The organism is Cohnella hongkongensis (assembly GCF_042654645.1).
Classification (GTDB): Bacteria; Bacillota; Bacilli; order Paenibacillales; family Paenibacillaceae; genus Cohnella; species Cohnella hongkongensis.
On sequence record NZ_JBHSEP010000001.1, the window covers coordinates 540,905 to 563,649 of the forward strand.

Below are 22,745 nucleotides of genomic sequence, written 5' to 3' on the forward strand. Positions count from 1 at the left end.
TTTCGTTCTTATCGTAAAAAAAGCGGACGACAAAAAAAAGGCCACCGTTTTTGGCCTTATCCCATTTTTTTAGATTTGATTGACCGGTCGGAAAAATGAAGTATTCTGGGAATAAGTTAAAGGAGGAGAAGGAGAATGAGCGAGCTGATCTGGCAGCAGGACTTCCTGCGAAGCGACGCCGATCTGAGCCAATGGAACGTTCGGCTCGGCAACGATTTGCTGGACGACGACGGTCAGGCCGTCTGTCCGGGCTGGGGCAACAACGAGCAGCAGTATTACACGGGCCACGCCGGCAACCTGTATATCGACGGCAACGGCTTGAATCTGTGCGCGCGCAAGGAAACCGTCGAGACGGAGGACGGGCGGACGTTCGCCTATACTTCCGCCCGGCTGGACACCAGGGATCGCTTTTCCTACCGCTACGGCAAGCTGGTCGTACGCGCGAAGCTGCCGGTCGGACAAGGATTGTGGCCCGCCGTCTGGCTCATGCCGCAGCATTCGGCTTACGGCCCGTGGCCTGCCTCGGGCGAGATCGACGTCATGGAGGCGAAGGGCCGCCTGCCTCGGCGCATTTACGGCACGCTGCATCACGGCAAGGATATGGACCATAAAGTAACCGACGAGTTCTCTTACGAATTCGAGGAAGGCACGATCGCCCAGTTTCGCGACTACGGGTTGGAATGGGACGCCGGCTCCATCCGCTGGCTGGCCGACGGGCACATCTTCGCCGAGCGCCGCCTGGAGCCGGGGGTAACCCCCTTCGACCAGCCTTTCTATCTGGTGCTCAATCTCGCTGTGGGCGGCTGGTTCGACGCCGTTCCGGTCGACGACGCCTCTCTGCCCGCGGTCATGACCGTTGCCGGCATCCGGCTGTATCGATAAGTAGAGGAAGAGGCTGTCCCCAGAGCAGGTCTGCTCGCTTGAAGGGGTTCGTTCGACCGCGGCCGCTTGCCGCGCTGCAACCTCTAATGCCCCGCTCCCGTTCCCGCTTGCGGGGAGGGGGCCGCGCCGGCGGCGTCGGGCAGCGGAAGCGCGAGCGCGGGCGCCTGGGCCGCGCCGCTGCCGACCGGGTTGCCGCTGCCGTCGTAGTAATAGGAAGGAACGTCTCCGACGACGAGAGCGTAGGAGAGCGGAATTTTCGTCTCCACGATTTCCGGCTCCCGGTCGAAGGGGATGACGACGGCAACCTCCGTGCGGATATGCACGTACACTTCGACCAGCAGCATATTGATGCCGGCCTCTGTCTGCTGCAGCCCGACCTCCGCTTTAATGACGCTGGCCGGATGGAACTTGACGGCGACGCTCGGACCGATGGACGAGATGAGCGGACTGTTCAGCGCGTGGCCGATCGGGATGCGCTCCGGAACGTCCTCGTGCGCTCTCAGAGATTGCTCGACGACTTCGATCGTCTTGGAGGTGATGGCCATCTGCTGCTTGTAGTCAAGCTCGAAGCCGGTAATTTTCCCGTCCCCGTTCGTCCGCCACATAATCATTTTATCCGACTCGGCCGCACGGGCGAATTCGGCTTTAATCGCCGAATTGATCGCGTCGGTCGCCAGTTGGTTAACCTTTACCTTGGCCAGAAACATCAGAGGGCCTCTCAGTTCCCGGTCCAGAAACATCATCGCCTGAATGGCCGCCAAGACGACCAGCAGCAGCGCGATGATCCATATGTGGCTTCGCCTCATTCTCGGTCTCTGCCGCTTGGGCGTCCACCGCTTGACCGGCGTATAGCTCGGACCGGCGCCGCCGGTCCCGACGGAAAAGCGCCTCGTCGTTCCCCATTTGCGCGGCACGGGCCGGGAAGGAGGCGCTCCGATTCGCGGAGAAAGCGCCTTCCGCCCCCATCGTCGAGGTAGCGGCTTAAACGGCGACCCGTTCCCGAATCCGCTCCACTGGAAGCCTCTGCCCCATTTTTTTCGCATCGCTTCAACCTCCCCATGCTGGCCCTGTACGAGCAGGGTCGTCCTTGGGATGCCATGGTTCAAGCTTATGCTGGGGGCCGGGCAAAAAGAAGCCGTCCTGTCTGCCGAATGCGGCAGCCGCCGCCTATTCGTTCGGGACGGCCCGTCCGGGCGGCCCGCAATCACGGCGCCGGGTCCGGCAATCCGCGATCGTCGTCGCGGCGGGAACCAGATCCGGCGCGCTAAGCCGAAGCTTGACGGGGTTCATCCTTTCTCGTCCTCGCCGCTTTACAGCTCGAACGCAAGCCCGTCGTACGCCACCTCAATCCCGTGCGGCTCGAAAATCTCGCACAGATCGGTATGGAGAAGCCGATTGTTGTGAGAGAAGTGGGTGACGACGACGCGGGCCCCGGTCTTCAGCATTCCGTACTGTTCGAATCTCGCCTTCGTCTCCAGCACGGCGTCTACGTTCATATGCGTTTGCCAATAGTCGGCGTTCCCCATCGTGCATTCGAGAACGGCCAGATCGAGCGGTTTGCCTTTCAGCCATTCCCAGGTCTCCTCGGGGAACTTGCCGGAGTCGTGGCCGTACAGCACCTTTTTTCCGTTCTTCTCGATGTAATAGAGCAAGCAGGTCTCATTCGGGTCGTGCGCGGCCAGCAGAGGAACGGCCGTCGCCGTCTGCAGCTCCGCCTTCGCGAACGGGCGCAGCCGGTGGAGCTCGTAGACGCCGGGCGCCCCTCGGTTCGCGTCGAACTGCTGCCGGATGTTGGCGAGCGTCAAGTCGCTGCCGTACAGATGGATCGGTCGGTCCTGGGCTTGGGCGAATCCGGGAAATCTAGCGACCAGATCCTCCGCATACAGATGATCGGAGTGGGAATGCGTAAACAAAATATCCTGCACCCGATCCAGATCGAGGCCGTAACGATGCATATGAAGCAGCGTATCCGGCGGAAAATCGATTTTCAGATCGTCGTCCAGCATGACGGACGTTCGCGTGCGGAACTCTTTGCCCCCAAGCTTCTTTGCCTTCATACACAGCTCGCAGCCGCAGAACAAGGCGGGCACTCCTTCGAAAGCGGCGGTTCCCAGAAAACGGACGTTCATTCGCTTATCGCTCCCCGCAATTAGAAATGTCGAACCGTCTCAAGCCCGCCGCCCGTTGCGCCGGAATGCGCTGCCGAAACGCAAACGGGCGGCATTCGTTGCCTTCGCCCAAGAGTATACCTGATCTCCCGAACATGTCAACGGAATGCCGCCGAATGCCGAATGCCGCCCGGAAGCGGACTAGAAGCGGATCTCCTCGCCCTTGTCCGCGGATTCGTAGACGCCGCACAAGATCCGCATCATTTCCACGCCGTCGGACACGGGACTGAGAGGCTCCCGGTCGTTCAGCACGCAATCGACGAAATGGTCGATCTCGTTCTGGAACGCGCTTTCCAGATGGAAGCCGGGATGATCGGTTTGCGGCAGCGCGTTCAGAATCGTATCGTGCTTCTCGGTCGTCAGAACGAGCCGCGGATCGATCTCAACGCCCCCCTTGTCCCCGTGCAGGCGAATCGTCGTTTGGTTCTCTTTGGCATGCAGCGTAAAGCTTGCTTCAAGCAGCAGCGAAGCTCCGTTCTCGAAACGGATCATCGCATTCGCCATATCCTCCACCGTATTGCGCGAAGCTTCGTAATCGGCCGCCCGATAGGAGGACAAGCGCCGAACGTTCGAGCGGCTGCCGAGTCTGCTGTACGTATTCGCGGAGATCGACTTCACCTTCGGCTTCCCCATCAAATACCAGCACAGATCGATCACGTGCACGCCGATATCGATCACCGGTCCGCCCCCGGAGCGGCTTTTGTCCGCGAACCAGCCGCCGGGATTGCCGATTCTCCGCAGACTGGAGGCGTGGGCGTAGTAGAACCCTCCGAACTCTCCGTTGTCGGCGAACTGCTTGACCAGTTGCGCGTTGCCGTCATACCTCCGAACATAGCCGACCATCAGCTTGCGTCCGCTGGCGGCAACGGCCTCCTGGATTCTCAGCGCCTCTTCCACGGTGGTGCTGAGCGGCTTCTCGAGCAGGACGTCGACGCCGGCCTTCAGCGCAGCGACGGCGATCGGCTCGTGCATATTGTTCCAGGTGCAAATGCTGACGGCGTCGACAGCGCCGGAAGCGAACATCTCGTTGTAGTCCGTAAATACCCGAGAAGCTCCGTAGCGGGCGGCCGTCGCCCGCGCCCGCTCGGCGTTCAGATCGCAGACGGCGCTGATCGCCGCCTTGGCGTTGTTCCGGTACGCGTTCAGGTGCAGCTCCGAGATGGTGCCGACACCGACGATTCCGATTCTGACTTTCTCCATCTACTCTTCATCCTCTCCGTAGTGAACGACCAAATCCAGCAGCGCCGAAGCGGCGGCGGCCACTTCCCGCAGCGGCACCCACTCGTCGGGCTTATGCGCCTGCGCGATCGAGCCCGGACCGAAGACGACGGTCGGAACGCCGACGCGGGCCAGCTTGCTCGCGTCGGTGCCGTAGGCCGCGCCCAGATTCCGCCTGTCCGCGGCGAACTTGGCGGTCGATTGCGACAGACGCCGGACGATCGGCGCACGCAAGGGCGCTTCCATCGCGTAATCGACGATAAAAGGGGAGCCCACCGTCAGAGCAAGCCCGGGCGAAGCCCGGCGCAGCCGATCGAGCCGTTCTCTCAGCTCCGCCCAGACGGCTAGCGGCTCCTCTCCCGGAACCGTTCTGCGGTCGATCGTAATCCGGCACATGTCCGGAATCGTATTGGGCGCGTCCCCGCCGGCAATCTCGCTGATGCAATGGGTGGGCGGTCCGACCAGCGGATGGCGAAGCGCCTCGTAGCCCGGCTCCACTTCATCTCGCAAGTAGGCGATCACCTCGGCCATCCGCTCGATGGCGTTCACGCCCGCAGCCGGCTCCGAGCTGTGCCCGGCCGCTCCCTGAACCTCGATATGGAACCGGACGCAGCCTTTGTGCGCCACGACGCGGTGCAGGCTGGTCGGCTCGCCGACGACAGCCGCGTCATAGCGCAGCTTCCCGGAGGCAATCTCCTCGGCGATCGCCGATACGCCGCTGTAGGCGTACTCCTCGTCGATGACGGCCGCCAGATGAACGCCGCACGGCAGCGGCGCTCCGCTTCTGCCCAGCGTGCCGGCGACGACAAGCATCGCGGCCAGAGACGCCTTGGTGTCGCAGGCGCCGCGGCCGTACAGCCGACCGTCCCGGACTTCCCCGGCGAACGGGTCGACGGACATGCCCGTCGTTTGAACCGTATCCATATGCGCCTCGAGCAGAAGCGTCGGTCCGCCCTTGGCGGCTGGAAGCATCCCCAGCACGTTGCCGCGTCCCGGATGCACCGGCTGCTCCCGGACGTCGACGCCGTTGCGGCGCATATAGGAGGCGACATAAGCGGCCACCCCCGCTTCGCCTGTCCCGCCGGGAAACGCGGGATTCACGCTCGGGATCGCCACCAGATCCCGCAGCACCGCAGCGACTTCTCCGCCGTCGATCGTCAAATCGGTTAACAGCACCTTGCGCGCCTCCTTCATTCGCCAAAGCGGCGGGTTCCCAAAACCCCGCCGCCCGCCTTTTTCTCTTCCCGGAACGGTTCTGTCCGGCCGTCCCGCCTGCGCTCTACGTGCTGCAGCCGCGGGCGTCGACGGAGATCCATTCCGTCACTCTTCCCTTCCGAACGCCGGCGACGCGATCCAGCAAATTCGGGAGGACGCAGGCGTGGTTCGGGATCAGCTCCACGCGATCCCCGATCCGCAGCCGCACGCGATCGGGATCGTAGGCCAGAAAGCCGTGCTCCTCGTTCAGCGCCGTTACGGAAATCTCGGGATAACCGACCACGATGCCGAAGCCCTCGCGATGATGCGCCCTGTCGCTGGTCAGCGTCTTCGTGCCGGCGTCGATCGTCGCCCTTCCGGGCAGCGGCGTGCTGACGACGGTAGCGACGACGCGCAGCGCGCAGTCCGCCTCCGTCGCCAGCCCCATGCCGACCCCGGAAGCGTCGAAAAACGCATAGTTGCCGGAGCGAACCTCGGTCACCCCTTCCAGAAGCTCGGCGAGCAGCCCCGCCGGGGACGAGCCGGTGCTGACGATCTCTGCGGAGAGGCCGTGCGCGCGGAACAGCGCGGCGACAGCCGCCATCGTCTCCGCCTCTTTCTTCACGGCTTCCGCCAGATCTCGACCGTTCCTGTGCTTGTAGACGGTGCCGAAGTAGCCCATCAGTCCCCGGACTTCGATGCCAGGCAGCGCATCGACGGCACGGGCGAATTGCAGCGCGTCCTCTCCCGGCTGACGGCCTCCCCGATGAAGCCCTCCGTCGATCTCGATCAGCACCCGGACGGGCTTGCCGGTCGAGACGCCGACCCCGGACAAGCCGGCGGCGCCCTCCAGGCTGTCCGCGGTGACGAGCAGTTCGGTCCGCAGGTGCAAAGCCGCCAGACGCGCGAGCTTGTCCGCTCCGACGATCGGGTAGGCCAGAAGAATGTTCGGAATGCCTCCCCCGGCGAACACCTCCGCTTCGGAGAGCTTGGCGGCCGTGACGCCGATCGCTCCGGCGGCCAGCTGCCTCTGGGCGACGGCGATCGATTTGTGCGACTTCAGGTGGGGACGGTGAGCGATGCCCCGGGCCTTCAGCCGTTCGGCCATCGCCGAGATATTCGCTTCCATAACGTCCAGATCGATGTATACCGCCGGCGTAGGAAGCTCCGCCAACGAACTCACGGCTCCGACACCTCGACGATCAGCTCGATCTCGACCGGAGTGTCGAAGGGCAGCTCGTTCGCCGAGATGGCGGATCGCGCATGCTTGCCCTTGTCGCCGAGCGCCTCCACCAGAAGATCGGACGCGCCGTTGATAACGTAGGGCTGCTGCGTAAATCCGTCCGCGCTGTTCACGAACGCCAGCATTTTCACGACCTGCTTAATTCGATCCAGCTCTCCGAGATGCTCCTTCAGCACCGCCAGCAAATTGATCGCCACTTGTCTGGCCGCAGCGTAGCCCTGCTCCACGGTCAGGTCCGATCCGACCTTGCCCGTCATCATCAGCACCCCGTCGATCCGGCAATCGTTGCCCGACGTGTACACCAGATTCCCAACTGTCTTGGCCGACACGTAGGTCGCCACCGCCGGCGGCACGGGCCCCAGCTGAATGCCAAGCTCCTCCAGCCTGCGTTCGACGCTGCCGGTCCTCATCTCTCCACCCCGTCCGCATACACGGATTCGCCTCGCTGAAGGCGTGCCCATTCGGCGACGCGGGCGGGATCGCCCTCCCACAGCCGCTCCCTGCCCCACTGGTTCGCTTCCGGCCGGCCCTCGCAGGTGATGCGAATGACCGGAAACAGCCGGCTCGGCGCTTCCTTGGGCAGACCGCCGACGATCAACTCGTCGCCGGACTGGCGAAACGGCAGCTTCTGACCGGTCGTCAGCAGCGTGACGTCGCTCACCTTCGAGGTCAGGTCGGCCAGCCGAAGCTCGGGCCGTCCGTCCCAGAAACGGATAATCAAATACAGATGATGGCCTCGGGTCGTCTGGCGACCCCTCGTAATGAATTCCGTCACGGAGCCTCCGTCGCTGCCGTATATCGCTTCGCCGTGAACCTCCAGCCAGCGTCCGATCTCCTCGGAGCGCTCCAGAAACTCCGGCGGCAGCAGCCCGTCAGCGGTCGGACCGACGTTCAGCAGCAGGTTGCCGCCGCGCGCGCCGCCCTTCTCCGCGCACTCGCACAGCATGTCGAGCAGGTAGTCCGCAGACCGCCAGCGTTCGCCGAACACGTGGCTCCACAGCCGCCAGGTCGTCACCTGGCAGGACTCCCACAAGCGCTTGCTGTCGGTGACGATCAGATGCTCCGGCGTGCCGAAATCCCCGAGCGTCTCCGAGTCTCCGGCGCCCATTCCTCCGTCCGCCCGGTATCCGTCGTGGGCGGCCGAATAGCCGAGCCGGTTGTTGATCAGAATGTTCGGCTGCAGCCGGCGCATCTCCTCAACCAGCTCAACGCTGCCCAGATCGTCGGCATTGCGCGGCCAGACGCCGTCGAAGAAAAAGTGGTCGATCTGCCCGTATTCGGTCAGCAGCTCCTTCACCTGATTGTGCAAATACGTTTTCACCTTGGCCCAGCCTTCCGGATTGGTCTGCGGACCTTCGAAATAAGCCGGCAGCCGCCAATCGATCCAGGAGTAATAGAGGCCGATGCGCAATCCCGCCTTGCGGAACGCCTCGACGTACTCGCGCACGAAATCCCGCTTCGGCGCCTGCTTGGCGCTGGTGTAATCGGTATAGGCGCTGTCCCACAGACAATAGCCGTCATGGTGTCTCGTCGTCAGGCAGGCGTATTTGAACCCGCCCTTCTTCGCTTGATGCGCCCACAGCTCGGGGTCGAAGTGCTGCGGGTTCCATCGGCACGCTTGCTCCGCGTACGCCTTCTGATCCAGATGCTCCCGGAAGAGCACCTGTTCTCCGCGCCCGTGCTCCGCATAAGGGCCCCAATGAATAAACAGGCCGTACCGGCTTTCCGTAAACCATTTCCACTTGTCCGGAACTTCAAATGGTGCGCTCGTCATCTCGAGATTTCCTCCTGTCTGCCGATCATTTTGCCGCCGCAGCTTTGCGAGCCTCGTACGCCTCTTGATAGATCTCCAGATAGCGGGAGAGGTTCATGCTATCCAGCGTCTGCACATATTTGTCCCATTCCTCGTCCAGATCGGCGTCGCCGATAATAAAGCGGGCCATCATTTCGTTCGTATAGTCGTAGATCGTCTTGGACAGATCCGCGATTTCCTGCGACTGGTCCACCGTGAAATTAAGCGGCGGCAGCACCGTCTCGACGTCGACGCGATAAGGCTCGTACTTGTCCTTCGTCTCTGCGTACAGAATCGACTCCAGCGGATTTTCCGGATCCGCCACCGCGCCCAGGCGAAGCGAGTTCGGACGGTAGGCGATGCCCGTCTGCGACCAATGCTTGTTCTGCGTTACGCCGAACTTCGATTCGTCCTTGTAGACGGCGGGTTCCCCGTTTAAGCCGATCTCGCCCGGCTCGGCCCATCTCCAGTCCACGCCCGGCTCGCCGATCGTGGAGCGAAGCGTCATCTCCCGATCGTACAGCGCGTCGGCGAAGCGGAACGCGGCTTCGGGATTTTTCGCTTCGCTCGTAATGACGAATTTGCCCGGAGCGACCTGATACGGATCGTATTGCGTCAGCTGAACGCCGTTCGGCCCTTTCAGCGGAGGCACGGCCACATATTCCTTCCATCTGCCGCTTGCGCCGTTCAGCTGCGACACCGCGCTCATGTTCGGTCCCGGAGCGGCTCCCAGCACGGCGACGCCCGGATTCTCGCCCAATTGCACGAGCTGGGCGGCGTCGCGGGTCAGCGCCTGCGGATCCATCAGTCCTTCGGCGTACAGCTTGTGCAGAAACGCGAGTCCTTCCTTCCAGCCGGCCTTGTTGAACGGTACGTCGACTTTATCTTCCTCGTTGACGTAAATTCGGGTATACGGCGCGTAAGTAAAGGAGTTCATCAGGAAATGGTCCACGCTAGTCGTAAGCGTCGAAGTTTGCGCCGTTTGCGGCGCGCCGGACAGCGGAATTTCGTCCGCCAATCCGTTTTTGTTCGGATCCCGGGTCTTGAACGCCTTCAGCACCTCGTAGAACTCGTCGATCGTCGTCGGCATGTCCAGGCCAAGCTCGGTCAGCCACGGCTCGTAGATCCACAGCTTCTGACGCATCGAGCAGTGGTAGCACTCGTTCGGCGCCGGAAGCGCGTAGATGTTGCCGTCGGCCGACGTAATGGTCGGCTTGATCAGCGGGCTTTCCTCGAACATCTTTTTCGTGTTGACGCCGTACTTCTCGATGTAATCGTTCAGCGGCAGCAGAATGCCTTGCTCGCCGTACAGCGCCTGCTGCTCCGGAGTGACGTCCATCATCATGATCACGTCCGGCAGATCGCCGCTGGCCAGCGTCAAGTTCAGCTTCTCGGCCGCCATGCTGACCGGGACGAGCTCCCAGTCGACGTGAATGTTCGTCAGCTCCTCGAAATAGGTCGTAAACTCGTTCGTCTCGAAGTTTTCGACGGCCGGATTGGCCACCGTCATCACCTTCAGCGTAATCTTCTCGTCTACGATCGGGAATGCGCCCGCCTCGTTCACGGCGCCTCCCGCTCCGCCGGACGGAGCCGCGCCGGAGGCTTGAGGCCCGTTCGAGCTCGAATTGCCGCTGCACGCCGACAGCGCCCCGGTCAATGCCAGACAACAGATCATCGTCCATACGAATCCTTTGATTTTCATGCGCAATCTTCCCCTTATCCTTTTAGTGAGCCGATCATAACGCCCTTGACCAAATATTTTTGCACGAACGGATAGAACAAAAGCAAAGGGATGGTGGATAGGACAATCAACGAAAATTTCAGCAGCGTCTTCAGCGCTTCGCGCTTCGCCGCGTCCAGCGGATCCCCGGAGAGCATCGCGACGTCGACGTCGTTCTTGACGAGAATATCCTTGAGCACAAGCTGCAGCGGATACATCGACTGCGACTTCAAGTAAATCATGGCGTTAAAATATTGGTTCCAGTTGGCGGCGGCGTAATACAGCGTAATGACGGCCAGAATCGGCCCCGACAGACGAACGACGATTTTCCAGACGAATTGAAAATCGTTGCAGCCGTCCAGCTGCGCCGCCTCGAGCAGCTCGTCCGGAATCGACATCTGGAAGTAAGTCCGCGCGATGATCACGTTCCATACGGTCAAAGCGCTGGGAATCACCATCGCCCAAACCGAATCGATCATGCCGAGCTCGCGCACGAGCAAAAAATTCGGAATCAGACCGCCGGTAAACATCGTCGTGAACATAAAGGCGATCATAAAGAAGTTTTTACCGAAAAAATCTTTGCGAGACAGCGGATAGGCCGCGAGGACCGTCATCACGATATTGATCGCCGTCCCGACGACGGTGTAGATCAGCGAATTTTTAAATCCGGTCCATACTTGTCCGTACTGGAACACCGCCGTATACCCTTCCAGGTTCGGCCGCACCGGCCACAGCCATACTTCGCCCGACACGACGGCCTGGGAGTCGCTGAACGAGGCGCTGACGATATAGATGATCGGATACAGCACGCTCAGAAACAGCAAGGTGATGAATAAAGCGTTCAAAATCGTAAAAACTTTATCCGGCAAAGATTCGTTGCGAAACGAGATGTTCAATTCCTCACCTCCCTACCACAGGCTAGCCTGTCTCGTCTTTTGCGCAAGCTTGTTCACGGCCAGCAGCAGCGCCAAGTTAATGACGGATTTGAAAAGCCCGATCGCCGTCGAATAAGAATAGTTGGCCACTTGCGCGGTTAGCCCCACTTTATACACGTAGGTGTCGACAATTTCCGAGGCTTTCAGATTGATCGGATTTTGCAGCAGCAGCACCTTCTCGAAGCCGACGTCCAGAATATGTCCGGTGTTGAGAATGAGCAGAATAATCGCCATCGGCATAATGCCGGGCAAGTCGATATGCCACATTCGGCGGAACTTGCTGGCTCCGTCCATGACCGCAGCCTCGTGAAGCGCCGGATCGATCGCCGCCAGCGCCGCGATAAAGATGATGCAGTTGAAGCCGACATGCTGCCAGACGTCCGACCAGACATAGATGGAAGAGAACATCGAGATCTCGCCCATAAAATTGATCGGATCGACGCCGAACAGGCCAAGCGCCTTGTTGACGATGCCGATGCGCGGGTCGAGCAGCTCCTTGATGATGCCGACCACAACGACGATCGAAATAAAATGAGGCGCGTAGGTGACCATCTGAACCGCTTTTCTGAACACGTTGCTTCTCAGGTAATTCAATCCGAGCGCCAGCAAAATCGGAAACGGAAATCCCGCGATCAGATTGTAGAAGCTGAGAATAAGCGTGTTTTTCAGAATTCGCCAGAAATCGTAGGAATTCACAAACCGCTCGAACTGCTTGAGTCCGACCCATTCGCTGCCCCAGATGCCCTTGGTGACGACAAAATTTTTGAAGGCGATCTGCGCTCCGTACATCGGCACGTACTTGAACACGATCAAGTACAGAAAAGGCAGCGCCATCAGTACGTACAGCTGCCAGCTCTTGAGCAGCTGCTTAACGAAGGGCGACCGCGCGGCAGGCTGCGGCGCCGATGGGGCCGGCAGCCGGATTTCCGTTGCGTTCGTTGCGTTCACTTCTCGATTCACCTCCCTGGGTTGAAATGCTGCCGCGATCCCTGCGGCCTGGAGTCGGCCGAACGGCGTACACCCAGCATAGGAGGCGATCGACCCTTTCGTAAATTGTAAAGAGCCCGAATCGTATTCAAATATGCAGAAACCGGTCTTGTCGTTTGTTCAGACGATAGGCATTCGTTCAGACGAGGGCCGCGAAGCCTTGCCGGACGGCCCTTTCGCGGCTTCGGCATCGGACGCCAAGCCTCTGCGGCAGCCTTGCGCGCCCATCAAGCGTAAGGCTTGCGCCGTCCCCGGGATCGGCGGGATCACGTTGAGAATTTTATGCTTTATGCAACACGAAAAAAGGCCAAGGCAAGTCGCCTTGACCAAGCTGCGGCGTTCTTTATCCTCCCGTGGAGCCGACCGCCACTTTCTTCTGGGCAAATTCGCGGAAGGACGTCGCGCTTAAGCCGCTTCCCCGCTTAAACGCCCGGCAAAAGGTGCTTGCCGACTGATAGCCCACCTGTTCGGCGATATATCCGATCGGCAGGGAGGTGTCGGCCAGCAGCTGCTTGGCTTCGTCCATGCGCCGCTTCTCCACATAGTCCGAAAAGTTGATTCCCGTCTGTTCCTTGAAAAACTGGGACATGTACCCTTTGGAGATGTTCATCGCGTCCGCGACGGCGTCCAGATTCAGCCCGGATTCGCCGAACCGCTCGTTGACGTATGCGAGAATGTCTTCGATCAGCTTGACGTTTCGGCTTTTCTTGCGGCCGTCCGCCTCCTCGCTGACGGCCAGAAAGCGCTCCGTGACGATTCGGTATGCGAGCTTGGGGCTTTCCCCGGCGACCAGCTGCTGGAACAGATGCTTGATGTCGAAGCTCCGCTTCAGCAGCAGCTCGTCCTGAAGCTTCACCAGACAGCTCACGATCTCGAAGTAAAACAGCTGCTGCATCGCCAGCGGTAGATGCCGGCGCTGGAAGTTTTCCAAATACAGCGACTGCAGCAGTTGGCGGACCTCGGCGGTTTCGCCCGCCTTCGTGTAGTTGATTAGCCGGCTTTCCGCCTCGGCCGGGAAATAGAATCCGGCATGCTCGTTGGGCAGATCGGCGTACCAGACGATCCGGGCGTCCTCCTCGTATTGGACGGAGGAAAGAGACTGCCGCGCTTCCTCGTACGAGCCCGACACATCGAGCAGGGACGAACGGAAGCCCCCGACGGCAAAGTACAAATTCAGCTGAACCCGGTCCGCCAAGCTGTCCGTAATCGCCGCCAGACTGCGCTCAATCCGCTGCCGGAACAAGGATTCGTCGCCGCTGTAGTCGACGAACAGCAGCGCGATCTTATCCTCCGCCAGGTTGTGGGCGTACCGGTCGTCTCCCAAATACCGGCTTAGCGCCTCCTTGATCAGCACGCGCTCGACGTCCAGCCTCTGCAGCGCATCTCCGCTCATATCGTGACCGGGCACCGGAAAGTGGACGATGCCGACCGCGTAGCCGGCGCCGTTAATCTCGATGCGCTGATGTCTCAGCAGCGTATTGATCTCGTTCATCGTCATGAATTCGCCCTTCAGCAGACGCTGGAAAAACGTTTCCCACAGCAGCGGAGCCTGACGCTCGATCTCGCGCTGAAGCTCGTTGTTGTTATCGATCAGATGGTTCAGCGAATGCTGGATAAAGCCGTACATATCCATCGGCCGCTTCGCCTGCACGCCGCCCTGGCCTTCCTTCAGCGTGGATACGATGCGGGCCAGCGGCTTGCCGCTTCGGTTGGCGAACATGTAGGCCAGCACGAGGCCGATCGCCACGAAGACGAGCAGAATCGTCCACGTCAGCTGCTTCAGCGACAGCACCTTGCCGAGCACGATATGCGGAGGCTGCGCGACGATGTAAGACCAGCCGTTGTAGCTCGACTTCGTGTAGGTGAGCATCCGGTTGCCCGTTCCGGAGGAAGGCTCGATCGTGCCCGACTCGCCGGGAAAAGCGCTCAGATCGACGGACGGGACGGAGCCGTCGGACGACAGCGAGCTGACGAGCCGCCCCTTATCGTCGACGATGGATACCCAGCCGCCGTCGGACAGGTCGATGCCGGACAGCAGCGACTTCAGATTGCGGCCGTCCACGAGCACGATCAGGGCGCCTTGAATATGTCCCGGACTGCCGAGCGACTGAACGTAGGTCAGCATTTCATAGGGACGGCCCTCGAACGACGCCACCCCCGTCGGCATGATCTCGCGGTTGCGGTACGTCTCGAACAGCTCCTTCCGCCAGACGTCGTAGTCCATGTTCTCGTAGGACAGCACATGCTTGTAGAAAGCGGGAAGCTCATAGGTCGTATTGGACGAAAGCGCCAGATTGCTGTTCTTGAACAGCAGGTAGTAGTCGAGCACGAAATTGTTGGAGGCGTTGTAGCTGTACAGGTTTCTTTGCGTCTCCAGCACCTTGTAGGTCGTCGTGCTGCTGAACGGATCGCTCACCCGCTGAAAGCTCTGAACTCTCGGATTGCTCGACAGCTGCATCGCGATCGTGTTCATCTCGGACATGCGGCTGTCCATCGTCTCCTTCACTTGCTCCAGCATCTGCATGTTGTTGCGCATCACTTCGCCTTTGACCGCATGATAGGACTGATTGTAGAACAACCAGCCGAGAAAGAGCGCCAGCAGCATGAACAAAAAGTAAGGCAGCATCAGATGAACGAACAACGTTTTTTGTCCCAGCCGTTTCTTCAAAACCATGGCCTCGTCCCCTCCCCTGTAAGCAGCGCACGTCAATCTCAGTTGCGTTAGAATATCTAACGCAAATGAACGAAACGTTCTCTTTATGTGATGTATAATAACATATAACTTCGCGATTGAAACGTTATCAAAGAGAAACATTGTTCATTTTAAGCGCTTTCAATCGAGAAAGCAATCGTTTATGCAAAATTGTATAGCCGCTAAGCCAAAGTCAATAAAATTGGCGAGCCCCCGTGCCTGCTGGCCTTTCTCCGCAGCGACGGGAAGCAAAGAGGGGAGAGTCAAGCTAAATGAACAATAAACCGGGGATTCCAGGGGTTCCGTCTTGGGGTCGGGCAGTTTTTGCCTGCCGATGCGTTGCGCGTATCAAGAAGGCGGCAGCAGAACAAAGCATAGCATAGCAATGCTATGACGGCGCAGGGACAGCCCCCCCCCCCTGCACCGCCATTTTAACGATTCACCTTTTCTCTCCAGCAACGATCTCAGTCAAGCTCCAGCCTGCTGACGAGACAGTCTCGACTGTCGCGAATTCAGCGGCAGCGGCCTCTAACGCTCGTAGACCGTCTCGAACAAGAGCACGGCGTAACTGCCCGACGGGGAATCCACCTCGATCCGGTCGCCCTTGCGGGCCAGCAGCAGGCGGCTGCCCAGCGGCGACAGAAAAGAAATATGCCCCAGGTCGGCGTCGATCTCGTGCGGCAGCACGACCTTGTACCGTTCCTCCGTCCCGTCGATCTCGTCGACGATCGTAACGGAGGAGCCGATCCATACGCAGGCGTCGGTCTCTCCGATGATCTCTCCGTTTAAGTAGGCGTGAATATGATCGCAGTATTCGGAGATCCGATCGCGAGTCGCGTCCCTTCTCGTTAGGTCGGGATACGCTTTTCTCAGCAGCTCGGACGCTTCCTTCTCGAAATAAGCCAACTGCCTCAGCAAATCCTCGCGAAAAGCCTGCTCGAAACTAGGGCTCATACAGCGTTTCCCCCTCCTTGCCTGCAGATACATACTCCGTCAGCAGCTTCAATAAAGATTTCATGGATTCAGTCCTCCCAAATAAGAAAATAGACCCTGCGAAAGGGCCTTAAAGGTATCATAGCAGATCTTGCCGTATTCCGCCTCCAGAAAAATGAAAGACGAATCCGAATTACTCAATCTTGCTTTTCCATCCAAAAAAGCGTACATACGTTCACGTTTCGAGTTATACTGTCCATAAGAGAGGTGAACGACATGCTGAATCCGGGCATCGCGCTGACGGACGACGTTTGGCGCGTGATCGTCGGCAACGACGGCTCGCTGAACGGGAAGCTGTATTACGCCGTGAAGACGACAGGCATCTTCTGCCGCCCCTCGTGCAAGTCCAGACCGCCTCGCAGGGAGAACATCCGCCTGTTCCGAACGGCCGAACAGGCGTTACAGGCCGGCTTCAGACCGTGCAAGCGATGCAAGCCGACCGGCGAGCGCCTGCCGGACGCCGATTGGATTGCGCATGTGACCGACTACGCGGAGCGTCATTACAAGGAGCCTCTGTCGCTTGGCGTTCTCGCGGAGATCAGCCACGGGAGCCCTTATCACCTGCATCGAACGTTCAAGAAAATCAAAGGCGTGACGCCGCTCGAGTACATTCGGCAGCTCCGCATCGACAAGGCCAAGCTGCTGCTGCTGTCGACGGAGCTGCCGGTCGCCGACGTCGGCTCCAAGGTCGGCCTGGCACACACGCCGTATTTCATCACCCTGTTCAAACGGACGACCGGATCGACTCCCGCCGGTTATCGCCGCTCGCACGGCCCGAACACCGAACAAACCTGTCAAGGAGGATCTACCGATGAGCATTCCCTCCCGTAAACGAACTTTAAATCCGTCCCGTCCCCCTGCCGCCTCGGCGGCGCAACATCCGGTCTATTGGACCGTCGTTTCCTGCGACGGCTGGCAGCTTCCGATTGCCGCAGGCCCCGGCGGCCTGCGATACGTAGGCGGACAGAACCAATCCGTATCGGATTTGGCCGAATGGGCGGCCGCCCGTTACCCGGCCAGCCCGTTCATCCGCGACGACGAACGGATGCGTCCGTACGCCCGGCAGCTGCTGGAGTATTTGCGCGGGGAAAGAACCGCGTTCGACCTCCCCCTCGACGTTCAGGGCACGCCGTTTCAGCGCGCGGTGTGGGAGGCGCTGCGTTCCGTTTCCTACGGCAGCACGCGCTCCTACTCGGATATCGCCGAAGCGGTCGGCAAACCGTCGGCCGTTCGGGCCGTAGGCGCGGCGATCGGAGCCAATCCCGTTCTGATCGCAATCCCGTGCCACCGCATCGTTGGCAAGAACGGGGCGCTAACAGGCTTTAGAGGCGGTCTCGAAATGAAAAGGAAGCTGCTCGAGATGGAGCTCGGAGAAGCGGACGCCCCGGTGAAGGTTCGATGAGGACGACGGTGCAGTTCAGGCTTCCGAAGACGCTGTTGAATAAGGGCACCGGCTTCCTGGGCGGATACACGCATACGCTGAACCCGTACGCCGGGTGCGCCTTCGGCTGCTCCTATTGCTATGTTCGGCAAATGCCGGTGTCCTTGTTCCGGGAAGACGAGTGGGGCTCATGGGTAGACGTGAAGAGGGAAGCGGACGCCCTGCTTCGCAAGGAGCTTGGCAAAGCCAAGGCGAAAGGCCCGGTCACGATCTTCATGTCCTCCAGCACAGATCCGTACCAGCCCGTCGAACACCGGGAACGGGTGACGAGAGCGCTGCTGGAGGTGATGGCCGACGAGCCGCCCGACTTCCTGCTCGTGCAGACGCGAAGCTCCCTCGTCACGAGGGATATCGATCTGTTTCGCCGCCTGGGCGATCGCGTCCGGATCAGCATGACGATCGAGACCGACCGTGAGGACATCCGCAAAGCTTTCACCCCTTACGCCCCTCCGATTCCGGCCCGCTTAAAGGCGCTGCGTGAGCTCTCCGAAGCCGGAATTCCGACCCAGGCGGCTGTCGCTCCCGTCCTGCCCAGCACCGAGCGACTCCCCGAATGGCTCGCCCAAGTCACGGATCGCGTGTGCGTGGACGATTACTTCATGGGCGACGGCAGCGGCGGCAAGCGTACGCGCAATCTGCGCATCCATACGCTGTACGACGAGCTGAATCTGGCGGAATGGAACGATCCCTCCGCTCACCGCATCGTACTTGAGCGGTTAAACCGCACATTCCCCGCCGACCGCGTCCGGATCAGCCGAGAAGGCTTTGAGCCGTAACCATATGCGTGTTGGGGAAAAGCGCGATCGCAGTTGCCGGGCGCTGGCAGAATGGTATAATAAAGTCGATTGATGTTAAATAGAGGAAAACCTGTGCTAAGGAGAGAGATTCATGGCTGCCGGCGGAAGACCTTTTTATCCGGGGTGGATTATTTTTCTCGTTCTGTTCGTCTTTTTCCCCGTAGGGATCGTTCTTATTTTTATACGAATCCACAAACATAGGGATTACACCCATTTGAAACTTCTCGATTATAAGATTTGCGCCAATACGCTTATCACACTCTTCCTATTAAGCACCGTTTCTTATATTTACAGTATGGGAAGCGGAGAAAGCCCGATTTTTTCGGTCTATCTCATCGCCACATCGCTCTCTCTGCTTCCCGGAATCTTGCTGTACGCAAGGGCAAACGGCATTAAAAAAGCAATGCGTCTGCGATTCGAACATTATCGTTCCATGATCTACGAGCAAGGGCTGACTTCCATTGTTCAGATCGCATCCAACGCGGGCATGAAACCGGTAATTGCCGGCAACGAACTGGAGAGAATGGCCTATTTGAGATTGCTGCCAAACGTACATATCGATCGGGCGTCCGACACGGTGCTGCCGATCTCGGAACGGACGGAGAACGCAGCGGAGCCATCGCCCCCAAGAACCGTAAATTGTCCAAGCTGCGGAGCAAGAACGGTAGTGCGGCCGGGGGAGAGCAAGGAATGCAGCTACTGCCATACCCTCGTGAACGCCGGATGACTTCCCTCCTCCAATCCGCTTAACCTAGCTTGCTTAATCCGCATAGCCAAGAGGCGCCGAACGGCCAAGGAACCCTTCCGGTTTCTTGGCCGTTCCTCGGAGCGAACCGAATGCGACTTGCGCCCCCCCAACTCCATGACCTTCTTCCCCCCCCTAACGAATTAGACCCTCTCAGAATGGAGATACAGAGAATAGGCGTCAGCCCGCTCTACCCATCCCATTGAAAAGGCGACACGACATGACCAAACTACACCGGAACTCCCTGTCCGAACGACGGCGGCAGCTGGAGCAGCGCCTCGGGGAAAGCGCCGATCTCATCGTACGGGAATGCAGCATCGGCCAGGAAGCCGTTCCGGCTTTGCTGATGTGGATCGACAGCATTGTGGACAAGCGAACGCTTCAGCTGACGACGCTCACGCCATTGTTATCCTTGCACGGAATGCCGGAGGCCGGGAAGGCACGCTCCGAAGGTCTGGATTTTCTGTGCCGCTCCGTCATTACCGCCCCGGAGACGAAGCTGGTGCGTTCGGAGGACGACGCGATCCCGCTGCTGCTGGACGGCTGGACGGCGCTGCTGCTGGACGGCGCCCCGGACATCGCCGCCATCCAAACCCGGGGCCTGGAAAAGAGGGGCATCGAGGAAGCGCCCTCCTCCACCGTCGTTCGCGGACCGCGCGACGGCTTCGTGGAATCGCTGGACGTTAACGTCTCGCTTGTCCGGCGCCGAATCCGCAGCGAGAACGTACGCGTCGACAAGCTCAAGGCCGGCTCGGTCTCGCACACCGACATTGCGATCATGTACATTCACCAAATCGCGAAGCCGGCGATGGTGGAGGAGGTCAAAAGCCGAGTCCGCAAGCTCCAGATCGACGGCGTGCTGGAATCCCAATATGTCGAGGAGTTGGTCAAGGACAGTCCGGCTTCCATCTTCCCGACCGTATACAGCACGGAACGCCCGGACGACATCGCCGGCATACTGCTGGAGGGCCGCATTGCCATCCTCGTGGACGGCTCGCCGTTCGCGCTGGCGCTGCCCTGCACGCTGGCTCATCTGCTGAAAACGACCGAGGATCTGTATTTGGCTTACCCGGTAGCCACATTTATTCGCTGGCTCCGCTACGTAGGCTGCCTGATGAACCTGCTGCTTCCGTCCGTATACGTCGGAACGCTGACCTTCCATCCGGAGATGGTGCCGCCCCAGTTGCTCAGCAGCATTCTGACCGCACGGGAAGGCGTGCCCTTCCCCGTGCTTCTCGAAACGCTGCTGATGGAGGTCACCTTCGAGGTGCTGAGAGAGGCCAGCGTCCGGATGCCGCGTACGATCGGCTCCGCCATCAGCATCGTCGGCGCGCTGGTCATCGGAGAATCGGCCGTTCAGGCCGGCATCATCTCCTCCCCCGCCATCATCGTCGTGGCGGCCACCGCGATCGCTTCGTTCACGATTCCGTCCACCTCTCTGTCCGGAACAGTGCGTATTCTACGGTTCGGAATGGTGCTTCTGGCCTCGATGTTCGGCCTATACGGCATAATGATCGGGCTGTTCCTGCTTGGCATCCACCTGGCCTCGCTCAAGTCTCTGGGCGTTCCGTACTTGGCCCCGTTCGCTCCGTTCCGGAAGAAGCAGTTCATTAAATTTGCGGTTCGCATTCCCTGGTTCATCCAGAACCGAAATCGAAAATAACGGCGTCGAGCGCGAAGGAGCTGCATGATTATGAAGGCGGCCAAAGCCGGCATTGGCCTTCTGGCGGCCGTGTTGACCAGCGGCTGCTGGGGCCAGATCAACTTCGACCAGCTGACCGTCGTGTCGGCGATCGGCCTCGATCCGGCGAAGAACGGAAGGGTCAGAGTCACCCTCCAGCTGTCCAACCCGACGCTCCCGGTCACCGCCGGCGGCGGAAGCCAGGCCCGCAGACCGTTCGTCAATTACGACGCCGTCGGGGTCACGATCCAGGAAGCGGTTGAGCGCATTCAGCACCAGGCGAAGAAAAGCCTCTTCTTCCCCCAAACCAAAGTCGTGCTGATCAGCGAGCCGTTCGCCCGCCGCGGGCTTGACGACACGCTTGACTATTTCTGGAGAGAGACGAACCAAAACCTGAACAGCTGGGTTCTTGTCTCGACGCTGCCCGCTCGCCATGTGCTGGACAAGGCAATGGAGCTCGAGTCGGTTCCCGCCGAGGAGTGGATGAAATACTTGAAGGGCGACTGGAAACGGCCGCTCCAGGTGGACATCCAGATGTACCAGTTTCTTCCCCGGTTGAACCAGACCGGCTTCCAGGCCGTAAGTCCGGGCATCGGCCCGTTCAATAGAAGCGGGAAGAGCGACATTATGGAGATCGGGGATACGGCCATATTCAAGAACGACCGCATGGTCGGCTGGCTGAGCGGCGAGGAGAGCCAGATCGTGAACTGGCTGACGGGCTCAAGCCGCAACGGCAGCTTCCACACCGATCTGGCGAAGGAGGAAAGCGTCAGCTTTAATCTGAGCGCCGTTCGCGCCCGAATGACGCCGGTTCTCCGAGACGGACGGCTGTCCGTGAACGTTCGGATCCGAGGCGAAGCGGAGGTGCTGACCGCCACCTTGCCGCTGCACTTCGGCGACGAGCACGAAATGCTGCGGGACACTCTGAATAAGCAGCTGCAGCTGGCGGTGGAGGAAACGATCGACAAGCTGTTCCGTCAGTACGGGAGCGACGTGGTCGGGCTGGGCGAAGCCCTGCACAGAAGTCATCCGGCGGAATGGACGAAACGAAAGCCCCGGTGGGAAGAGGAGCTTCGCGGAGCGAATGCGCGCGTCTCCGTCTCCTTCCGGATCAGAAAATCGGGACTGCTCCACTAGGAGCGTCCCGACCAGCCAAAGGAATGAGAGCCTTGCGCAAGCCGTTCATATCGGAGCTTCAATTTTTCTTTATGATCTTCGTGTCCATCGCATCCCTGACCTTCCTTTCCGTGCCCTCTCAACTGATTCCCAAGGTTAATCAGGATCTGTGGCTGTCCATGTGCTTGGGCATTACGATCGACGTGTTCGTCGCCTTCCTGCTGTACCGCCTCGGCCTTCGTTATCCCGGTCAGTCGATCGTGCAATATTCGCGGTCGATTCTCGGGCCGGCAGGCCATCTGATCAGCCTCCTGCTGCTGCTGTTCTTCTTGGGCGTATGCATCACGACCATCTGGATCTACAGCGATTTTCTATCCAGCTCGCTGCTGCCCGATTCGCCGCTCGTCTCCTTCTCGGGCACGTTAACCCTCTGCTCCGGCTGGGCGGCCTTTAAGGGAATCGAGACGATCGCCCGGCTCAGCCAGATTCTGGGGACGATCATTCTTCTCTCGACGCTGATCTTGTTCGCCTCCTCCATCCCGATCTTCGAGGCTAGCCACCTGCTCCCTCAGTTCGAGCACGGCGCCTGGCCCGCCGTCAGAGGAGCCGCGTATCCCGCAAGCTGGTTCGGCGTCTGCATTATGATGGGCATGCTGATGCCCCACCTGTCCAGACCGGAGCGCACCCTTCCGATCAAGGCGTACGCGGTGCTGCTCGGCGCATTCATCATGACCGGGTACATGATGTACAGCATTGCGGTGCTGGGGGCCAACATGGCGAGCCAGATGAAAAACCCGATCTTCGTGTACACGAGAGTGGCCCAGTTTCTCATCTTCGAACGGATCGAAGTGCTGGCCGTGCTCGTCTTCGTATGCGGCTCCTTCATTACGTACGCCACGCTCTACTACTGCATCGCACAAGGCTGCCGCCAGCTGTTCGGCACGAAAAGCTACAAGCCCTGGATCTATGCGTTCGCCCCGCTGCTCGTCGTCCTCCCGGTGCTCGACGTGATGCAGCGGTTCGGTCAATGGCAGCCCTTCCTGGACTTCTGGTTTCCCGTCGTCGCCTTATCGGTAGAAGGCGGCATTACCGCGCTGCTGTTCGTCGGCTCCTTTTTTCGCAAGACAAAACGCTGATCGGC

Annotated in this window: 20 protein-coding genes; 8 read left to right on the top strand and 12 right to left on the bottom strand. The window is 59.9% G+C overall.

Going from position 1 to position 22,745, the window contains the following annotated elements:
- The first annotated feature begins 135 nt into the window (after nucleotides 1-135).
- Nucleotides 136-882, top strand: a complete 747-nt coding sequence (locus ACFO3S_RS02475) for a glycoside hydrolase family 16 protein (RefSeq protein WP_378091859.1) — start codon at nucleotides 136-138, stop codon at nucleotides 880-882.
- 83 nt (nucleotides 883-965) lie between these two features.
- Here the strand turns inward: ACFO3S_RS02475 and yunB are convergent, their stop codons facing one another.
- From yunB to ACFO3S_RS02535, 12 genes are all read right to left on the bottom strand, one after another.
- Entirely contained in the window at nucleotides 966-1,925 is a 960-nt protein-coding gene (yunB, locus tag ACFO3S_RS02480; protein WP_378091861.1) for a sporulation protein YunB, read from the bottom strand.
- A 267-nt stretch (nucleotides 1,926-2,192) separates the two neighbouring features.
- Nucleotides 2,193-3,011 (bottom strand): MBL fold metallo-hydrolase, encoded by an 819-nt coding sequence (locus ACFO3S_RS02485; RefSeq protein WP_378091863.1) that lies wholly within the window; start codon nucleotides 3,009-3,011, stop codon nucleotides 2,193-2,195.
- 180 nt (nucleotides 3,012-3,191) lie between these two features.
- Nucleotides 3,192-4,250, bottom strand: coding sequence for a Gfo/Idh/MocA family protein (locus ACFO3S_RS02490; RefSeq protein ID WP_378091865.1), 1,059 nt, complete (start codon nucleotides 4,248-4,250; stop codon nucleotides 3,192-3,194).
- A complete protein-coding gene (locus tag ACFO3S_RS02495) occupies nucleotides 4,251-5,444 on the bottom strand; it encodes a M20 family metallopeptidase (RefSeq protein ID WP_378091867.1) in 1,194 nt (397 codons plus the stop codon).
- A gap of 103 nt (nucleotides 5,445-5,547) precedes the next feature.
- Nucleotides 5,548-6,645: an alanine racemase gene (locus tag ACFO3S_RS02500; RefSeq protein WP_378091869.1), complete on the bottom strand. Its 1,098-nt coding sequence runs from the start codon at nucleotides 6,643-6,645 to the stop codon at nucleotides 5,548-5,550.
- The gene (locus tag ACFO3S_RS02505; RefSeq protein ID WP_378091871.1) at nucleotides 6,642-7,115 is read right to left on the bottom strand and encodes a RidA family protein; all 474 of its coding nucleotides are present in this window, start codon (nucleotides 7,113-7,115) and stop codon (nucleotides 6,642-6,644) included. The genes ACFO3S_RS02500 and ACFO3S_RS02505 overlap by 4 nt, the downstream gene beginning before the upstream one ends.
- Nucleotides 7,112-8,479 (bottom strand): alpha-L-fucosidase, encoded by a 1,368-nt coding sequence (locus ACFO3S_RS02510; RefSeq protein ID WP_378091873.1) that lies wholly within the window; start codon nucleotides 8,477-8,479, stop codon nucleotides 7,112-7,114. The genes ACFO3S_RS02505 and ACFO3S_RS02510 overlap by 4 nt, the downstream gene beginning before the upstream one ends.
- Nucleotides 8,480-8,504: 25 nt before the next feature.
- Nucleotides 8,505-10,199, bottom strand: coding sequence for an ABC transporter substrate-binding protein (locus tag ACFO3S_RS02515; RefSeq protein WP_378091875.1), 1,695 nt, complete (start codon nucleotides 10,197-10,199; stop codon nucleotides 8,505-8,507).
- Nucleotides 10,200-10,213: 14 nt separating this feature from the next.
- Nucleotides 10,214-11,113 carry a carbohydrate ABC transporter permease gene (locus tag ACFO3S_RS02520; protein WP_378091877.1) on the bottom strand — a complete coding sequence of 300 codons (900 nt, stop codon included), beginning with the start codon at nucleotides 11,111-11,113 and terminating at the stop codon, nucleotides 10,214-10,216.
- 12 nt (nucleotides 11,114-11,125) lie between these two features.
- Nucleotides 11,126-12,100: an ABC transporter permease gene (locus ACFO3S_RS02525; RefSeq protein WP_378091879.1), complete on the bottom strand. Its 975-nt coding sequence runs from the start codon at nucleotides 12,098-12,100 to the stop codon at nucleotides 11,126-11,128.
- Between the two features lie 382 nt (nucleotides 12,101-12,482).
- A complete protein-coding gene (locus ACFO3S_RS02530; protein ID WP_378091881.1) occupies nucleotides 12,483-14,813 on the bottom strand; it encodes a helix-turn-helix domain-containing protein in 2,331 nt (776 codons plus the stop codon).
- Between the two features lie 546 nt (nucleotides 14,814-15,359).
- Entirely contained in the window at nucleotides 15,360-15,785 is a 426-nt protein-coding gene (locus ACFO3S_RS02535) for a GreA/GreB family elongation factor (protein WP_378091883.1), read from the bottom strand.
- A gap of 255 nt (nucleotides 15,786-16,040) precedes the next feature.
- Here ACFO3S_RS02535 and ACFO3S_RS02540 point away from each other — a divergent pair, with 255 nt between their 5' ends.
- From ACFO3S_RS02540 to ACFO3S_RS02570, 7 genes are all read left to right on the top strand, one after another.
- Complete coding sequence (locus ACFO3S_RS02540) at nucleotides 16,041-16,655, top strand: bifunctional transcriptional activator/DNA repair enzyme AdaA (protein WP_378091885.1); 615 nt, start codon at nucleotides 16,041-16,043, stop codon at nucleotides 16,653-16,655.
- Nucleotides 16,636-17,226, top strand: a complete 591-nt coding sequence (locus ACFO3S_RS02545; protein WP_378091887.1) for a methylated-DNA--[protein]-cysteine S-methyltransferase — start codon at nucleotides 16,636-16,638, stop codon at nucleotides 17,224-17,226. Before ACFO3S_RS02540 ends, ACFO3S_RS02545 begins: the two co-directional genes overlap by 20 nt.
- Entirely contained in the window at nucleotides 17,223-18,041 is an 819-nt protein-coding gene (locus ACFO3S_RS02550; protein WP_378091889.1) for an SPL family radical SAM protein, read from the top strand. The genes ACFO3S_RS02545 and ACFO3S_RS02550 overlap by 4 nt, the downstream gene beginning before the upstream one ends.
- A gap of 112 nt (nucleotides 18,042-18,153) precedes the next feature.
- Nucleotides 18,154-18,789 carry a hypothetical protein gene (locus ACFO3S_RS02555; RefSeq protein WP_378091891.1) on the top strand — a complete coding sequence of 212 codons (636 nt, stop codon included), beginning with the start codon at nucleotides 18,154-18,156 and terminating at the stop codon, nucleotides 18,787-18,789.
- A gap of 238 nt (nucleotides 18,790-19,027) precedes the next feature.
- On the top strand, nucleotides 19,028-20,470 hold the full coding sequence (locus ACFO3S_RS02560; protein ID WP_378091893.1) for a spore germination protein: 1,443 nt from the start codon (nucleotides 19,028-19,030) through the stop codon (nucleotides 20,468-20,470).
- A 30-nt stretch (nucleotides 20,471-20,500) separates the two neighbouring features.
- On the top strand, nucleotides 20,501-21,625 hold the full coding sequence (locus ACFO3S_RS02565; protein WP_378091895.1) for a Ger(x)C family spore germination protein: 1,125 nt from the start codon (nucleotides 20,501-20,503) through the stop codon (nucleotides 21,623-21,625).
- Between the two features lie 32 nt (nucleotides 21,626-21,657).
- Nucleotides 21,658-22,740 carry a GerAB/ArcD/ProY family transporter gene (locus ACFO3S_RS02570; RefSeq protein WP_378091897.1) on the top strand — a complete coding sequence of 361 codons (1,083 nt, stop codon included), beginning with the start codon at nucleotides 21,658-21,660 and terminating at the stop codon, nucleotides 22,738-22,740.
- Nucleotides 22,741-22,745: the final 5 nt, after the last annotated feature.

What these genes read in the sequence shown, in the direction of transcription:
- ACFO3S_RS02475 (WP_378091859.1), top strand. Translation starts at nt 136, where the DNA reads ATGAGCGAGCTGATCTGGCAGCAGGACTTCCTGCGAAGCGACGCCGAT.
- yunB (WP_378091861.1), bottom strand. Translation starts at nt 1,925, where the DNA reads ATGCGAAAAAAATGGGGCAGAGGCTTCCAGTGGAGCGGATTCGGGAAC.
- ACFO3S_RS02485 (WP_378091863.1), bottom strand. Translation starts at nt 3,011, where the DNA reads ATGAACGTCCGTTTTCTGGGAACCGCCGCTTTCGAAGGAGTGCCCGCC.
- ACFO3S_RS02490 (WP_378091865.1), bottom strand. Translation starts at nt 4,250, where the DNA reads ATGGAGAAAGTCAGAATCGGAATCGTCGGTGTCGGCACCATCTCGGAG.
- ACFO3S_RS02505 (WP_378091871.1), bottom strand. Translation starts at nt 7,115, where the DNA reads ATGAGGACCGGCAGCGTCGAACGCAGGCTGGAGGAGCTTGGCATTCAG.
- ACFO3S_RS02510 (WP_378091873.1), bottom strand. Translation starts at nt 8,479, where the DNA reads ATGACGAGCGCACCATTTGAAGTTCCGGACAAGTGGAAATGGTTTACG.
- ACFO3S_RS02515 (WP_378091875.1), bottom strand. Translation starts at nt 10,199, where the DNA reads ATGAAAATCAAAGGATTCGTATGGACGATGATCTGTTGTCTGGCATTG.
- ACFO3S_RS02530 (WP_378091881.1), bottom strand. Translation starts at nt 14,813, where the DNA reads ATGGTTTTGAAGAAACGGCTGGGACAAAAAACGTTGTTCGTTCATCTG.
- ACFO3S_RS02535 (WP_378091883.1), bottom strand. Translation starts at nt 15,785, where the DNA reads ATGAGCCCTAGTTTCGAGCAGGCTTTTCGCGAGGATTTGCTGAGGCAG.
- ACFO3S_RS02540 (WP_378091885.1), top strand. Translation starts at nt 16,041, where the DNA reads ATGCTGAATCCGGGCATCGCGCTGACGGACGACGTTTGGCGCGTGATC.
- ACFO3S_RS02545 (WP_378091887.1), top strand. Translation starts at nt 16,636, where the DNA reads ATGAGCATTCCCTCCCGTAAACGAACTTTAAATCCGTCCCGTCCCCCT.
- ACFO3S_RS02550 (WP_378091889.1), top strand. Translation starts at nt 17,223, where the DNA reads ATGAGGACGACGGTGCAGTTCAGGCTTCCGAAGACGCTGTTGAATAAG.
- ACFO3S_RS02555 (WP_378091891.1), top strand. Translation starts at nt 18,154, where the DNA reads ATGGCTGCCGGCGGAAGACCTTTTTATCCGGGGTGGATTATTTTTCTC.
- ACFO3S_RS02560 (WP_378091893.1), top strand. Translation starts at nt 19,028, where the DNA reads ATGACCAAACTACACCGGAACTCCCTGTCCGAACGACGGCGGCAGCTG.
- ACFO3S_RS02565 (WP_378091895.1), top strand. Translation starts at nt 20,501, where the DNA reads ATGAAGGCGGCCAAAGCCGGCATTGGCCTTCTGGCGGCCGTGTTGACC.